The organism is Actinoplanes sp. NPDC051343 (assembly GCF_044455125.1).
Lineage (GTDB): Bacteria > Actinomycetota > Actinomycetes > Mycobacteriales > Micromonosporaceae > Actinoplanes.
Window position 1 is genome coordinate 64,516 of record NZ_JBITEL010000008.1, and the last position, 14,357, is coordinate 78,872.

Consider the following 14,357-nt stretch of genomic DNA (forward strand, 5'->3'; position numbering starts at 1 on the left):
CACGAGTGGACCGGAACGCGATCATCGCCGGCTTGGGTATCTCGCTGCCACCCCCGGTAGTGCAGGACGACGTCTGGGACGGCTTCTTCGCTCGTCGCTTCGCCGACGACCGCCGGGGGCTGGCCCGGCGGATCTTCGCCAACTCGGGCGTGCGCACCCGGCAGGCCGCCCTCAACCCGCTGATCGAGGACGTGTCGGAGTGGTCGACCGAGCGTCGGATGCGCCGCTACCAGGTCGAGGCGATGCCGCTGGGCAAGGAGGCGGTCGGCCGGGCGCTGACCGACGCCGGGCTGGCCGCCGACGAGATCGGGCTGTTCGTGGTCTGCTCGTGCACCGGCTACGCCACCCCCGGCCTCGACATCCTGCTGGCCCGTGACCTCGGCATGTCGCCGGGCGTCCGCCGGCTGTTCGTCGGTCACATGGGCTGCTATGCCGCACTGCCCGGGCTGGCCACCGCGGCCGACTTCGTGGTCGCGCACGGGCAGCCGGCGCTGCTGCTCTGCGCCGAGCTGACCAGCCTGCACCTCCAGCCGCCGACCACCCGCATGGACATTCAACAGATCGTTTCGCACGCGCTTTTCAGCGACGCGGCGGCCGCCGTCGTGCTCACGCCGGGGGACGCGAGTCTCGGGTACGCGGTGACCGACATCGCCGCCGTCACCGACGCCACGACGGCCGACCACATGACGTGGGACGTGACCGACCTCGGATTCCGGATGGGCCTCTCGCCGCGGGTCCCCAAGGTGCTCTCGCTGCACGTCCGCGCTCTGGTCGACGACCTGCTCGGGCGGCACGGGCTGACGATCGGCGAGGTGGACGGGTGGGCGGTCCACCCCGGCGGTCCCAAGATCCTGGATGTCGTGCAGGAGCAGCTCGGGCTCGGCGATGCGGCACTCGCGCCGTCGCGGGAGGTGCTCTCGGCGTACGGGAACTGTTCCTCACCCACCGTCCTGCTGGTGCTGGAAGAGCTGCGGCGGCGCCCGGCGCCGCCGCGGCGGGTGGTGATGCTGGCCTTCGGGCCCGGTCTCACCCTGTACGGAGCGCTGCTCGAGACATCTAGAGTCGCGGTGTGACCAGCGAGCGTGCCCGGGGCGCCGTGCTCTATGCCGGTGCCGCGCTGTTGCTGGTCGCCGGTGGGACGTGGTGGGTCCGGGCCGAGCCTCCGCCGCAGAACGACCCCGATTTGGCGCGGTGGACCGTGGCCGCCGAGCGGCTGCTTCCGGAACCGCCGGGCGCCGAGGCGACCAAGACGATCGAGCTGGGTGCGGGCGCCGGCCGGCAGGTCGACGCCCCCGTCGACACGGGCAACCAGCGGGTCTCGGTGGTGTGCGTGGGGGAGTCGGAGACAATCGTGCGGGTCAGCCTGGGCACGGTCGACGACTCGGGCCGCGGGCTGCACTGCACCGACGTTCAGGCGCCGACCCACTTCGAGGTGTTCCTGGTCGACCACCTGCACATGAACTTGAACGTCACCGGGTCGAGCCCGGTCGTCTTCCGCTACTCGGTCGTCCGGATCGGGGACTGACCTCTTCTTCCGTCAGATTCGCTCTCTTGTTCTTTCAGATCCGTGCCAGGTAGGGCTGGATCTCTCCGACCGAGGCGGTCCGCCCGAGTGTCTTCACGATCAGGCCCTTGCTGTCGACGAACAGCGCCGCGGCGGTGCCGTCGGGCTGCCCGAGCTTGAGCTGTGCGCGCACATCGGTGCTCGGCGGGTCGTGCAGGACCTCGACGGCCGGGCTGGTCGAACTGTGCGGAGTGGTCTGCGTGGCCGGAGTATTTTGCCCGGCCTTGCTGCCGGTCGGCTTGCTGCTCGCGGCGCTGCTCAGGGCGGCACCGATCACGATGATCGCGAGCTGCGGGCGGTCCTTGGCCGCGGCGGCGGTCGCGGAGATCAGGCCGGCGCAGTCGCAGCCGTCGGTGACCAGGATGACGGCCGGCAGTTTGGCCCGTAGCGGTACTGTGCGGCCGTCGTCGCCGACCAGGTCGAGGGCGGGCAGCGAGTCGTGGTGTTCGTCGTTGGTGCGCTGGACGACGGGCTGCCGGGGCGGGCCGGGCCACGCCGAGGCGAACAGGCTGGCCACGGTCACCAGAACGGCCATCGAGATGATCAGCACCGGGGCGCGCAGGAGAGCGAGGCCGACCTGACGCAGCTGGCGGAGGCCGGGCCGGTCGAACAGGCGGCGCCAGCGGTCGGATCGATCGGTCTGCCGGATCTCAGCGCGGACCGCCTCGACTTCATCCGCAAGTTCCGACAAGTCGTCGGGGATGACGATGACGCCCCACTCCTCGGGGAGGTCAGGCAGATCGTCCGGCGAATTGCCGTCGTTATCGTGCGCACCAGCCATGACTCACCCTCCCCCCTTGCCGATAGAGCGTTCCGGTCGGGGAATCCAGATCCCAGCCTCCCTTAACCCGCGCCCGACCGCCAGTAGTGCGCGCTTGCGGACCTTAGCGATAAGCTTGACCACACAAACGCCGTAAGTACGAAATAACCGACTCGCTGACCATAGCGGTCACGCTTTCGTCACTTTGCGTTACTGAGGCAGCTTGTGGCGCTCCTGTCAAGCCCGAGAAAGCCCTGTCACAGGGCCTCTGAGCTGCACTAACAGTCACCGGCAGGGCGGGACATCGCTGCCTGGGCGTGTTACCCTAGACACAGCGAAAGGGGCTTCGAACCTATGGTTTTCAGTGTCGGCGAGACCGTTGTTTACCCCCACCACGGGGCCGCACTCATTGAGGCAATCGAAACACGGGTCATCAAGGGCGAGCCGAAGCAGTATCTCGTTCTGCGCGTTGCCCAGGGTGATCTGACCGTTCGGGTGCCCGCTGAGAACGCCGAGATCGTCGGCGTGCGCGAAGTGGTTGGCGAGGAAGGCCTGGGTAAGGTCTTCGACGTCCTCCGCGCTCCGCACACCGAGGAGCCGACCAACTGGTCACGGCGTTACAAGGCCAACCTGGAGAAGCTCGCATCTGGCAACCCGCTCAAGGTCGCCGAGGTCGTTCGTGACCTGTGGCGTCGTGAGCGCGAGCGTGGTCTCTCGGCCGGAGAGAAGCGCATGCTCGCCAAGGCCCGCGACATCCTGGTGGGCGAGGTGGCTCTGGCGGAAAAGAGCACCAAGGACGAGGCTGAGGTTCTCCTCGACAAGGTCCTCACCGAGGCCTGAGCAAGCCTGACCATCCCTCCCGGTTAAACCTCACAAGGACCGCGACGTGACCGCGCAGCTTAATGCTCGGGGTGACGTCGCGGTCCTCGTTCCGGCCGCGGGTGCCGGGCTGCGGCTCGGTCCCGGTGGCCCGAAGGCCCTGCGGCTTCTCGCCGGTGAGCCGCTCCTGGTTCACGCGATCCGCCGCGTCGCCGCGGCCTCCTCGGTGCGGCAGATCGTGGTTGCCGCACCGGCCGCCGACGTCGCGGCGGTGCGTTCCCTGCTCGCCCCCATCGCGCCCGTCACGGTCGTGGCCGGCGGCGCCGAGCGGCAGGAATCAGTGGCGATCGCCCTGGCCCAGGTGCCGCCCGAGATCGGCATCGTGCTGGTGCACGACGCGGCCCGTTCCCTGACCCCGCCCGCCCTGATCGAGGCGGTAGCGGCGGCCGTACGCGCCGGGGCGCCCGCGGTGATCCCGGTCCTCCCGGTCGTCGACACCATCAAAGAGGTCGACCCCGCCGAGATTGTCGTGGGGACCGTTGATCGAGCGGCTCTGCGCAGCGTGCAGACGCCGCAGGGGTTCCGGCACACCGTGCTGGCGGCGGCCCACGCGGCCGCGACCGACCCGCTCACCGACGACGCCGGCCTGGTCGAGAAGGCCGGGCTACCGGTGACCTGCATCCCCGGCTCGGAACTCGCGCTGAAGATCACGCGCCCCCTCGACCTCGTACTGGCCGAGGCGCTGCTCCACCTAGAGTGACCCCCTGTGAGTGATCAGCGGGTCGGCATCGGCAATGACGTACACGCCTTCGAGGCCGGGCGGCCGTGCTGGGTCGCCGGCCTGTTCTGGCCGGGCGAAGACGGCCTGGCCGGGCACTCCGACGGTGACGTGGCTGCGCATGCCGCCTGCGACGCGCTCTTCGCTGCGGCCGGGCTGGGTGATCTGGGCAGCAACTTCGGCACCTCACGGCCGGAGTGGGCCGGTGCGTCGGGGGTTGCACTGCTCGCCGAGACGGCGCGGCTGGTGCGTGCCGCCGCGTACGAGATCGGGAACGTGTCGATCCAGGTGATCGGCAACCATCCCAAGATCGGCAAGCGCCGGGCCGAGGCCCAGGAGGCCCTCTCGGCGGCCGTCGGCGCACCGGTCACCGTCTCCGGCACGACCACCGACGGATTGGGCCTCACCGGACGCGGGGAGGGCCTGGCCGCGACCGCGATCGCCTTGATCATCCGGCGGCCGGCGGCCGGATTGTCGTAATCGGCGGGAGCCCGGATCGCTGCTGACCACCCGGGCCGCGGAGGTTCGCGTCGGCGGCCTACGCTCGACGCGTGGCCGCGCCCTTGGAGCCAGAGACGACGCCGGAGGAGTACCGGCAGCGTGCCCTGCTGCTCGCCGATCTCGGGCGTTACGACGAGGCGGCCGGCGAGATCGCGGCCGGGCTCGACGCGGCCCCCGAGGAGCCCAACCTGCTGGCCACCCTGGCCCGCATCCACCTCATCGCCGAACAGCCCGGCGAGGCGCTGCGGGCCGCCGACCGGGCCAACGCGGCCGCCCCGGCGATATTGCACACGCTCGTGGTCCGGGCCATGGCGCTCACCGATTCGAGGCGCTACACCGAGGCGGCCCAGGTCGCCGTCGACATCCTGCGCAACTGGCCGACCGACGCCTACGCCCAGCGCACCGGCGCCGCCCTGCTCAGCGAGTCGCGCAACGGGCAGGACGCGCTGAACGCGGCGTGGAACGGCGTACGCGTCGCGCCCGCCGAGGCCGAGGCGCACCTGGTGCTGGCCGTGGTGGCGGCCCGGCTGCGGCTGTTCGACCTGGCCCAGCGGGCGTACGCCGAGGCGCTCGACCTCGATCCCGCGGTCGGCGAGGCCCAGCGGGACGCCGGCATCGTGCGGTTGGAGAGGCGCCGGTGGGCGCAGTCCCTGGAGAGCCTGGCCGACCAGGCCTCCCTGCCCGCCGAGCCGCAGCCGATCGAGGACACCCCCTACCCGGAGCCGTTCCCGCGTCCCTACCAGGCGCCCGACCGCCCGCTGCCGGACGTGCCGGCCGCTCCGTCGTCGGCCAGTTGGATCGAGCCGCCGGTGAGCGTCCCGGCCGGCCCGGTGCTCGACCCCTCCGGCGAGACCGTCGCCACCGCGCGGCAGGCCGTCCTCTACGGCGCCAACTGGACCCTGGTCGCGGCCGTGATCGCCGCCGCGATGTCGCTGGCCAGCGACGGCATCTCGCGCGTGTGGGCGGCGCTGATCGGCCTGCTGATCCTGGGCGGCGTCACGTTCTGGCTCAACCGCAAGCTGCCCGAGCCGTTGGCGGCCGCGCTGGCCCGGTTGCGGGGGCACCATCGGTCGCTGGCCTGGGCGACCTACCTGACCTTCGCGGCGCCGATCCTGCTGCTGATCTACACGTTCGTCGGCGGGGTCGTTCCGCTGGTCGCCGGCATGGTGCTGGCGGCCGCCGCCGAGATGATCGTCCTGACGACCCGGAATCGCGCCGTCTGATCCGCGGATCACCGCCCCGCTGCCCCGGCGTCCCGCCCTCAGCCTGGCCGCCCCCCGACCAGCGGGCCATTCAGGCCGGTGACCCACTACTCCCGCCATTCGCGTGGGCCAAGCGGCCGGGCGGGCGGGGGACGTCAGTCGGCTACGGCCTCCAGCGGCACGGCCGCCGACTCCGGCTCGCGGGAGCGGATCTCGGTGCGCAGCTTTGACTCCGCTGCGGTCGCGCCCAGCGCGTCCAGGGCGAGCAGGGCCGCGCCGGCTACCGGTGGTGCGTCGAGCACCGAGATCGAAACCTGGGGCGCTGTGGCGTGGGCACCCGCGTCGATCAGCTTCTCCAGCTGCGGGTGGCGGGCCCGGAGCACCCCGCCTCCGAGGACCAGCGCGTGCGGCTTGTCGAGCAGGTCGAGCCGGGTGGCCGCGACCCGGTGCTGGGCCAGGACCTCTTCGGCTTGGCGCTCGATCAGGGAGGTTGCCACCTCGTCGCCCGCCGCGGCCACCTCGAACAGGACCGGGGCGAGTTCCGGGATGCGTTCCATCGGGATCTCGCCGAAGTGCAGGCCGATGCTGACCGCCTCCACTGTGGGCAGACCGAAATGTGCGGCCACCGCCGCCTGCAGCGCGGTCGGGGTGCCGCGGCCGTCCTCGCCCCGGCAGGCGTAGCGGAGGGCGTACTCGGCCAGGTCGTGGCCGCCGCCCCAGTCGCCGGAGATGGGGCCCAGGGCCAGGAAGCGGGCGGTGCGGCCGTCGGCCGTGACGCCCACGCAGTTGGTGCCGGCACCGCAGACGACCGTCACCGCGTCGGGCATCGAGGTGCCCGCGCGGAGCAGGGCGAAGCAGTCGTTGTCCACGATGGACCGGCGAGCCCAGCCGGGTGCCGACACCAGGTCGTGCAGGCGTTGCACCTCGATCGGCAGGTCGGCGCCGGCCAGGTAGACGGTCAGCAGGTCGATCGGGGTGCCGAACGGCAATCCGGCGTCGGCGTGCGCGGCCCGGATCAGGGCGTCGAGGACCGAGACCGTGCCGGGCAGGCCGACCTGGTGCGGCGACGAGGTGCCGCCGCGGACGAAACCGAGGACGTGGCCGTCGGAGTCGCCCAGCACCACGTCGGTCTTGGAGTTCCCGCCGTCGATCGCGAGGTACACGCTCATTTCGCCCACGCGAGGTGCTCGCGCCCGGCCGCGATCAGCTTGTCGGCCAATGCGTCGGCGTACTCGTGCTGGCCGATCAGCGGGTGGGCGAGCAGCGCGTGGTAGACCCGGTTGCGGCCGCCGCGCAGGGCGGCGTCGATGGCCAGTTCCTCGTACCCGGAAACGTGCGCGACCAGGCCGGCGAGGTCGGGCGCCAGGGGGTTGACCGCCAGCGGGACCGGGCCGTCGAGGCCGGCCCGGGCCGAGACCTCGATGACCGCGGAGTCGGAGAGGAAGGGCAGGGTGCCGTTGTTGCGGACGTTGACGGAGTGGACGCCGTCCGGCTCGAGGCCGTTGAGGGCGGCGATCAGGCCGACCGCGGCCTCCGAGTAGTAGGCGCCGCCGCGCTCGCCGAGCAGGGCGGGCTTCTCGACCAGGGACACGTCGCGGTACATCTCGAGCAGCGTCGCCTCGATCTCGGCTACCCGCTGGCCGCGGGTCGGCACGCCGATGGCTTCGCGGACGTGCCGGTCGTGGGCGTAGAAGTACGACAAGTAGTAGGACGGGACGTTGCCGAGCGTCTCCAGGACGAGCGGAGACACGTCGACCTCGGCCGCCAACTCGGGCAGATGCTCAGCGAGCAGGGCCGGCAGGTGGTCGACGCCGTCGACGTAGACGCCGCGCTCCCAGGTCAGGTGGTTGAGGCCGACGTGGTCGAGCACGACCGCGGACGGGTCGACGCCGAGGTAGCCGGCGAAGCGCCGCTGGAAGCCGATCGCCACGTTGCACAGGCCGACCGCCTTGTGGCCGGCGTCGAGCAGCGAGCGGGTGACGATGCCGACCGGGTTGGTGAAGTCGACGATCCAGGCGCCCGGCTTGGCCCGCTGCCGGATGCGGTCGGCGACGTCCAGAACGACCGGGACTGTACGCAGAGCCTTGGCCAGCCCGCCCGCACCGGTCGTCTCCTGGCCGATGCAGCCGCACTCGAGCGGGAACGTCTCGTCGGTGATCCGGGCCTGCTGGCCGCCGACCCGCAGCTGGATGACCGCGACGTCGGCGTCGGTGACCCCGGCGTCGAGGTCGGAGGTCCAGGTGACCTTGCCGGGGTGGCCGTACTGGTTGAAGATCCGGGCGGCGAACGCCCCGACGATCTCCAGCCGTTCGGCGGCCGGGTCGATCAGCACGAGCTCGTCGACGTCGAGGCCGGAGTCGCGGAGGCGGGCGAACCCGTCCACGAGCTCGGGCGTGTATGTCGATCCGCCACCGATGACCGCGATTTTCATGTTTTGCACCTATCAGAGATGGATCAACTATCGCGGATCGCGCCGATGAGCGTCTCGCGTACTGCGGTGAGACCCGCGTCGAGGGCGCCGAGCAACACTGCGTCGTCGTCCAGGCCGGTGATGGCAATGGAGCCCTCGAGTGGGGCGGCGCGCTGGATCGCGGTCGCCACCGCGCCGCGCAGCGTCTCGCCGCCGGCCTGCGCGATCGGGCCGGCCAGCACGACCATCCAGGGGTCGAGCACGGCGATGACGGCGGCCAGACCGATCGCGATGCGATCGGCGAGCCGAGGCAGGAAGTCGCCGGCGGAGAGGGCGGAGGCGGTGGCGACGACCTCCGCGGGCGTACGCCCGGAGACCCCGCACTCCCGGGCCAGGTCGAGGATGGCCGCACCGCCGAACAGGTCCTGCAGATCGAGCTTGCGCCCGGTGTCGTCCGGCGCATAAAGCGGGACGTAGCCGATCTCACCGGCACCACCCCGGGCACCCCGCAGGAGCTGCCCGTTGATGTCGATGGCGAGGCCGAGGCCTTCCTGACCGAGCCAGAGCAGGGCGAACCCGTCGGTGTCGCGCCCGACGCCCCGGCGCCGCTCGGCGACCGCGGCCAGGTTGACGTCGTTGTCGACGCCGACGTGGGTGCCGAGCGCCTCGGCGATCTCGGGCACCAGGCCCGTTGCGCCGAAGCCGGGCACGTCGACGTGGTGGATGGTCTGGGTGCGCGTGTCGTACGACCCGGCAACGCCCAGTTGCACGTGCCGGATGCGTTCGGCCGGCACCCCGGCCTGCTCGCTCAGCTGGACGACGACCTGCAGCATCGCGGTCTTGGGGTCGGTGACCAGGAAGTCGATCGGCGATTCGAGGCGGGCGCGCACGGCACCGGTGAGGTCGCAGAGCGCCGCTGCGACCGAGGGCGAGCCGCTGGCCCCGATGTCGCGTACGGAAATAGCCGCCGAAAAGGCGGCGTCCGGATTGGCGGCGTAGATCTCCGCGTTGGGCCCGGGCCGGCCGCTGTTGTGCCCGACCACGGTGACCAAGCCGGCGTCGGTGAGCCGGCGCAGCACCTCGGAGATGGTCGGCGTCGAGAGCGCCGTCAGTTTGCGCAGGTCAGCCCGGGTCAGCATGCCCGGCTCGAGTAGGTGCGCCAGTGCCGCGCTCTCGTTCATGGCGCGGAGCAGCTTGGACGAGCCGGCGAGACGCGTCACAGGAGCTCCCTTGAAGATTGGCAAACTGCCTAACAGTTTGCTCGGACGTTAGGCAGGCCACCCGTCTGTGTCAAGGCCTGCCCCGATCAGCCTAGATGCCCGTGATCGACGGGGATTGATAAACCTATTTAACTGTTCTAACGTCTCAGCCCATCGCGCGCGCCCTTCCCCCATCCCCCTCGACTGGAGCGCCATGATTCGCAGGAGAACGTTCGTCTATGCCCTCGGTGGTCTGGTCGTCCCCGGTGCAGCCGTGATCTACGGTCTGCTCCCGGCCAGCGCCGCCGCCGGCGCCCCGATCACCGGCCTCGGCGGCAAGTGCGTCGAGGTCGCCGGCGGCGCCACCGCCAACGGCACCGCCACCCAGATGAACACCTGCAGCGGCTCGGCCGCCCAGCAGTGGAGTTTGTCCGGCGGTGCACTGGTCAATGCCGGTTCGGGCAAGTGCCTGGACGTGACCAGCGCGTCCGTCGCCAACGGCGCCAAGATTCAGCTCTACGACTGCAACAGCACCGGCGCCCAGAAGTGGACGGCCTCCAGCGGCGAGCTGATCAACTCGGGTTCGGGCAAGTGCCTCGACGTCGTCGACAAAAGCACCGCCAACGGCGCCCGCCTCCAGATCTGGACATGCGGCGGCACGACCAACCAGATTTGGAGCATGGGCACCACTACAACCACCCCGCCGAGTTCGAGTGCGCCGTCCGGCAAGGACCTGAGCGACCCGGCGAAGAAGGAGGTCGCCATGGAACTCGTCTCGGCGGCCGAGAACTCGTCGCTCGACTGGAAGGCCCAGTACAAGTACATCGAGGACATCGGTGACGGCCGCGGTTACACGGCCGGCATCATCGGCTTCTGCTCCGGCACCGGCGACATGCTCGAACTGGTGCAGGCGTACACCAGGACCGAGCCGGGCAACGTGCTCGCCAAGTACCTGCCGGCGCTGCAGAAGGTCAACAACACCGACTCGCACACCGGGCTCGACCCCAACTTCACCAAGGACTGGAAGACCGCGGCGGCCGACCCGGTGTTCCAGGCCGCGCAGGACAAAGAGCGAGACGACACCTACTTCACCCCGGCGGTCAACCAGGCCAAGGCGGACGGCCTGCGGGCGCTCGGCCAGTTCGCCTACTACGACGCCGCGGTCATGCACGGCTTCGACGGCGAGCAGCAGATCCGGGCCCGGGCGATCAAGGACGCGAAGCCGCCGTCCCAGGGTGGCAACGAGACCGCGTACCTCCAGGCGTACCTGAACGAGCGCGTGATCGAGATGAAGAAGGAAGCTGCCCACGACGACACCTCGCGTGTCGACACCGAGCAGCGGGTGTTCCTCAACGCCGGCAACCTCGACCTGAACACGCCGCTGGACTTCCAGACCTACGGCGACCCGTACCACATCGGGTAAAAATCTTGAGGGGAGCCGGCTTGCCGGCTCCCCTTCCGCTCAGCGGTTCCAGGTCCAGGCGTACGCGGTGTCCTCCACCTCGACGGCGGCGTCGCACAGATCGAGCGGCCGGAACGTGTCGACCATGACCGCCAGTTCGTCGAACGCCTCGGCCCCGATCGCCCGCTCGACGGCACCCGGCTGCGGCCCGTGGGTGAACCCGGACGGGTGCAGCGAGATCGACCCCTGCTCGATGCCGGATCCGCGGCGAGCCTCGTAGTTGCCGCCGGTGTAGAACATCATCTCGTCCGAGTCGACGTTGTGATGGTTGTAGGGCACCGGGATCGCCAGCGGGTGGTAGTCGACCTTGCGCGGCACGAACGAGCAGACCACGAAGTTGGGCCCCTCGAACGTCTGGTGCACCGGCGGCGGCTGGTGCACACGCCCGGTGATCGGCTCGAAGTCGTGGATCGAGAACGCCCACGGGTAGAGGCAGCCGTCCCAGCCCACCACGTCGAACGGGTGGTGCGCGTAGACGTGCCGGGTCCAGCCGGCGCGGTGCTTCACGTAGACGTCGACGTCGGTTTCGTCGCTCTGGAACGGTGCCGACGGTGCCCGCAGGTCGCGCTCGCAGTAGGGCGCGTGCTCCAGGAACTGGCCGCGCACCGAGAGGTAGCGCTTCGGGGGTCCGATGTGGCCGGTCGCCTCGATCGTGAGCAGGCGGACCGGGCCGTCGGGCACGATCCGGTGCACCACCGACGTCGGGATGATCATGTAGTCGCCGGTGCCGACGGTCAGCGCGCCGAACGTCGTCTCGACGGTCGCGCTGCCCTCCTCGACGTAGAGGCACTCGTCGCCGATCGCGTCGCGGTAGAGCGGCGACGGCTGGTCGGCCACCACGTAGCCGATACGGACGTCGTTGTTGGCGAGCAGCGGCTGCCGGCCGAGGACCGCGTCGGCCGAACCGTGGTCGAGCTTGTGCGTGCGCAGGTGCCGCGGCTTGAGCGGCAGGTTGGCCGACTGCTTGTGCGGGGCCGGCTCGTGCACCTCGGCCGAGACGATCGCGGTCGGCGGATGACGGTGATAAAGCAGCGAGGAATCGGAGGAGAAGCCCTCCTGACCCATCAATTCCTCGGAGTAGAGACCCCCGTCGGGGCGCCGGAACTGGGTGTGCCGTTTGTGGGGCACCTCCCCGACGCTGCGGTAGTACGGCATCGTCGCCTCCCACGTAACCAAAAAACTGACATAGCGGACGTGGTTGTCCGTCATTCGAAGCGTCTATTAGGTTCAACTTCGTGTCAACGCTGGTGCCAACACTGTTCGCCGGGCTGGTGGATGACGCGTCCCTGCTCCCGCCCAGCTTCATCAGTCTGGCCGATGCGTACGCGAAGCATGCCGAGCATCGCACCGCCTGGTACGCGGGACTGCTCGGTCCGCTGCTCGTCCCGGCCTCGTCGGTCGGCGCCGCCGTGCCCGCTCAGGACCTGCCGGTCGCGCTGATCGGCGACGTCGCGGTGAGCGCGGTGCCGGTGGCGGTCGACAAGCTGCGCGCGTGCGGCGCGGCGGTCTTCCACCTCGAGGCGGCGGTCGCCCGCCGCGGGGAAGACCCGCAGCCCGGGCTCGCCGCGCTGCGCACGCTCGCCGGGGGAGACAAGGACCTTCAGGTGTACGCCGAGATCCCGCTCAGCTGGGGCCTGCTCGCCGCCCTCGACGCGGTCGCCGAGGCCCGCGGTGAAGGCTTGCGGATCGCTCCCAAGTTCCGGGTCGGCGGGCTGGCCGCCGAGCTGTTCCCGACCCCGGTCGAACTGGCCGCGGTGATCTGCGCGTGCCGCGACCGCGAGCTGCCGTTCCGGCTGGCCTCCGGCCTGCGCCACGCGATCCGGCACACCGACCCGGAGACCGGCTTCACCCACCACGGCTTCCTCAACGTGCTCGCGGCCTCGCTGATGGCGATCGAGGGCGGCGAGGTGGCCGAGGTGGCCGAGGCGCTGGCCGCCACCCACCCGCTGCCGCTGGTCGAGCCGGCCCGCAGCCGGCGCGACGAGCGACGCCCGCTGTTCGTGGGCTTCGGCGCGGCCAACGTGGTGGAACCGCTGACCGAGCTGGTGCGGCTCGGCCTGATCAACGGTGGTTACGAGTGAGCCTGTACGGCATCGAAAACCTGCCCTACGGGGTTTTCAGCGGCGACGACGGGACCCGTCGGATCGGCGTACGTCTGGGGTCCGGCGTCGTTGATCTTTCGCCGCTGGGTGGCCTCTTTGCGGCGAGCACGCTGAACCCGCTGCTCGCGGCCGGTCCTCCGGCGTGGGCGGCGGCACGGGCCCAGGCGACCGCCGTGGTCGCCGCCGGCTCGTCCGCGACGCCGCTCGACCAGGTGCGGCTGCACCTGCCGTTCGAGGTGGCCGACTACACCGACTTCTACTCCTCGGAGCAGCACGCGCTCAATGCCGGCCGGATCCTGCGGCCGCAGTCGCCCGGGCTCGCCTCGAGCTGGCGGCGGCTGCCGATCGGCTACCACGGCCGTTCGGCCACCGTGGTCGTGTCCGAGACCCCGGTCGAGCGGCCCTCCGGGCAGCTGGCCGACGGCGTCTTCGGCGCCTCGCAGCGGCTCGACATCGAGGCCGAGGTCGGGTTCGTGGTCGGCGTGCCTGGTCGGCGGGTGCCCACGACCGGCTTCGCCGACCACGTCTTCGGCGTCGTGCTGCTCAACGACTGGTCGGCCCGCGACATCCAGGCGTTCGAATACCGGCCGCTCGGCCCGTTCCTCGGCAAGTCGTTCGCCACCTCGATCTCGCCCTGGGTGGTGCCGCTCGAGGCGCTCGCTCCGATTCCCGCGCCGCCGCAGGATCCGTCGCCGCACGATTATCTGCTGCCGCCCGGTCCCGGCTTCGACCTGCGGCTGACCGTCGACTGGAACGACACCCGGGTGTCGTCGCCACCGTTCGCCGGCATGTACTGGACCGCGGCCCAGCAGCTGGCCCACCTGACCAGCAACGGCGCGTCGGTGCGCACCGGCGACCTCTACGCCTCGGGCACGGTCTCCGGGCCCGGCCGTGACCAGGTCGGCTCGTTCCTTGAGCTGACCTGGAACGGCGCCGAGCCGGTCAAGCTGGCCGACGGCACGACCCGCGGCTTCCTGCTCGACGGCGACCGGGTCACGATCGGCGGCACCGCGATCGGGGCGGCGGGCGTCGAGATCGGGCTCGGCTCGGTCTCCGGGACGATCCGTCCTGCCACCGGATAGAAAGGTGGTCTCGTAGCGATAGGGTCACGCTATGTCGACGGTAGCGGTGACCCGGACGATCGACGCGCCGGTCGAAGCGGTCTGGCGGGTGGTCACCGACCTGCCCGGGCGAGCCGGATGGCTCTCCGCGGTGCGCCGGGCCGAACTGCGCACGCCGGGCCCGTTCCGGACCGGCACGGTCTGGGCCGAGACCCGGACAGCGGCCGGGGGCGACGCGGTCACCGAGGAGTTCCGCGTCCTCGAGGCGGTCGAACTCGAACGGTTCGTGGTCACCTCACCCGGCATCGGCGCCGACTACCGCATGACGTACACGTTCCGGCCGCACCGGGGCGGCACGCACGTCACGGTCACCCAGGACGGCCGGCCGACCGCGCCGGCCGGCCGGTTCCTGGCCTGGATCTTCGGCGGCCTGGCCGCGGAGACCGCCGAGAGTGCCCTGCGCCGCGACCTCGACGACCTGGCCGCGGCCGCCTGAATG

At 70.9% G+C, this 14,357-nt stretch carries 15 protein-coding genes; 10 read left to right on the forward strand and 5 right to left on the reverse strand.

Translation table 11 applies throughout. The features are described from left to right. Positions 1-5 precede the first annotated feature (5 nt). Together ACIA5C_RS25895 and ACIA5C_RS25900 are read left to right on the forward strand one after the other, a co-directional pair. Entirely contained in the window at positions 6-1,073 is a 1,068-nt protein-coding gene (locus tag ACIA5C_RS25895; protein ID WP_396058913.1) for a type III polyketide synthase, read from the forward strand. Then, complete coding sequence (locus tag ACIA5C_RS25900) at positions 1,070-1,525, forward strand: DUF6023 family protein (RefSeq protein WP_396058915.1); 456 nt, start codon at positions 1,070-1,072, stop codon at positions 1,523-1,525. The genes ACIA5C_RS25895 and ACIA5C_RS25900 overlap by 4 nt, the downstream gene beginning before the upstream one ends. Positions 1,526-1,559: 34 nt before the next feature. Here ACIA5C_RS25900 and ACIA5C_RS25905 read toward each other — a convergent pair whose 3' ends face one another. Then, entirely contained in the window at positions 1,560-2,345 is a 786-nt protein-coding gene (locus ACIA5C_RS25905; RefSeq protein ID WP_396058917.1) for a hypothetical protein, read from the reverse strand. Positions 2,346-2,678: 333 nt separating this feature from the next. Here ACIA5C_RS25905 and ACIA5C_RS25910 point away from each other — a divergent pair, with 333 nt between their 5' ends. From ACIA5C_RS25910 to ACIA5C_RS25925, 4 genes are all read left to right on the forward strand, one after another. After that, the gene (locus tag ACIA5C_RS25910) at positions 2,679-3,164 is read left to right on the forward strand and encodes a CarD family transcriptional regulator (RefSeq protein WP_026206027.1); all 486 of its coding nucleotides are present in this window, start codon (positions 2,679-2,681) and stop codon (positions 3,162-3,164) included. A gap of 46 nt (positions 3,165-3,210) precedes the next feature. Beyond that, positions 3,211-3,903 (forward strand): 2-C-methyl-D-erythritol 4-phosphate cytidylyltransferase, encoded by a 693-nt coding sequence (gene ispD / locus ACIA5C_RS25915; RefSeq protein WP_396058919.1) that lies wholly within the window; start codon positions 3,211-3,213, stop codon positions 3,901-3,903. Between the two features lie 6 nt (positions 3,904-3,909). Beyond that, a complete protein-coding gene (ispF, locus tag ACIA5C_RS25920) occupies positions 3,910-4,401 on the forward strand; it encodes a 2-C-methyl-D-erythritol 2,4-cyclodiphosphate synthase (RefSeq protein WP_396058921.1) in 492 nt (163 codons plus the stop codon). Positions 4,402-4,472: 71 nt separating this feature from the next. Next, positions 4,473-5,645 (forward strand): hypothetical protein, encoded by a 1,173-nt coding sequence (locus tag ACIA5C_RS25925; RefSeq protein WP_396058923.1) that lies wholly within the window; start codon positions 4,473-4,475, stop codon positions 5,643-5,645. A gap of 134 nt (positions 5,646-5,779) precedes the next feature. On the opposite strand, the gene ACIA5C_RS25930 is transcribed toward ACIA5C_RS25925, so the two are convergent. From ACIA5C_RS25930 to ACIA5C_RS25940, 3 genes are read right to left on the reverse strand one after another with little or no spacing between them, the layout of a single operon-like run. Next, the gene (locus ACIA5C_RS25930) at positions 5,780-6,793 is read right to left on the reverse strand and encodes an N-acetylglucosamine kinase (protein ID WP_396058925.1); all 1,014 of its coding nucleotides are present in this window, start codon (positions 6,791-6,793) and stop codon (positions 5,780-5,782) included. Then, complete coding sequence (locus ACIA5C_RS25935) at positions 6,790-8,055, reverse strand: 6-phospho-beta-glucosidase (protein ID WP_396058927.1); 1,266 nt, start codon at positions 8,053-8,055, stop codon at positions 6,790-6,792. Before ACIA5C_RS25935 ends, ACIA5C_RS25930 begins: the two co-directional genes overlap by 4 nt. 23 nt (positions 8,056-8,078) lie before the next feature. Further along, a complete protein-coding gene (locus ACIA5C_RS25940) occupies positions 8,079-9,254 on the reverse strand; it encodes an ROK family protein (protein ID WP_396058929.1) in 1,176 nt (391 codons plus the stop codon). Between the two features lie 193 nt (positions 9,255-9,447). On the opposite strand from ACIA5C_RS25940, the gene ACIA5C_RS25945 reads away from it, so the two are divergent. Next, entirely contained in the window at positions 9,448-10,656 is a 1,209-nt protein-coding gene (locus tag ACIA5C_RS25945; protein ID WP_396058931.1) for a chitosanase, read from the forward strand. Positions 10,657-10,695: 39 nt separating this feature from the next. Here the strand turns inward: ACIA5C_RS25945 and ACIA5C_RS25950 are convergent, their stop codons facing one another. Continuing rightward, on the reverse strand, positions 10,696-11,850 hold the full coding sequence (locus ACIA5C_RS25950) for a homogentisate 1,2-dioxygenase (RefSeq protein ID WP_396058933.1): 1,155 nt from the start codon (positions 11,848-11,850) through the stop codon (positions 10,696-10,698). A gap of 80 nt (positions 11,851-11,930) precedes the next feature. Between ACIA5C_RS25950 and ACIA5C_RS25955 the strand changes: the two genes are divergently transcribed. The 3 genes from ACIA5C_RS25955 to ACIA5C_RS25965 are packed head-to-tail and all read left to right on the forward strand — an operon-like array spanning position 11,931 to position 14,354. Then, a complete protein-coding gene (locus ACIA5C_RS25955) occupies positions 11,931-12,776 on the forward strand; it encodes a hypothetical protein (RefSeq protein ID WP_396058935.1) in 846 nt (281 codons plus the stop codon). Next, positions 12,773-13,879 carry a fumarylacetoacetate hydrolase family protein gene (locus ACIA5C_RS25960; protein ID WP_396058937.1) on the forward strand — a complete coding sequence of 369 codons (1,107 nt, stop codon included), beginning with the start codon at positions 12,773-12,775 and terminating at the stop codon, positions 13,877-13,879. The genes ACIA5C_RS25955 and ACIA5C_RS25960 overlap by 4 nt, the downstream gene beginning before the upstream one ends. 31 nt (positions 13,880-13,910) lie before the next feature. After that, entirely contained in the window at positions 13,911-14,354 is a 444-nt protein-coding gene (locus ACIA5C_RS25965) for an SRPBCC domain-containing protein (RefSeq protein ID WP_396058939.1), read from the forward strand. Positions 14,355-14,357 lie beyond the last annotated feature (3 nt).

What these genes read in the sequence shown, in the direction of transcription:
- ACIA5C_RS25965 (WP_396058939.1), top strand. Translation starts at nt 13,911, where the DNA reads ATGTCGACGGTAGCGGTGACCCGGACGATCGACGCGCCGGTCGAAGCG.
- ACIA5C_RS25930 (WP_396058925.1), bottom strand. Translation starts at nt 6,793, where the DNA reads ATGAGCGTGTACCTCGCGATCGACGGCGGGAACTCCAAGACCGACGTG.
- ACIA5C_RS25935 (WP_396058927.1), bottom strand. Translation starts at nt 8,055, where the DNA reads ATGAAAATCGCGGTCATCGGTGGCGGATCGACATACACGCCCGAGCTC.
- ACIA5C_RS25905 (WP_396058917.1), bottom strand. Translation starts at nt 2,345, where the DNA reads ATGGCTGGTGCGCACGATAACGACGGCAATTCGCCGGACGATCTGCCT.
- ACIA5C_RS25950 (WP_396058933.1), bottom strand. Translation starts at nt 11,850, where the DNA reads ATGCCGTACTACCGCAGCGTCGGGGAGGTGCCCCACAAACGGCACACC.
- ACIA5C_RS25945 (WP_396058931.1), top strand. Translation starts at nt 9,448, where the DNA reads ATGATTCGCAGGAGAACGTTCGTCTATGCCCTCGGTGGTCTGGTCGTC.
- ACIA5C_RS25910 (WP_026206027.1), top strand. Translation starts at nt 2,679, where the DNA reads ATGGTTTTCAGTGTCGGCGAGACCGTTGTTTACCCCCACCACGGGGCC.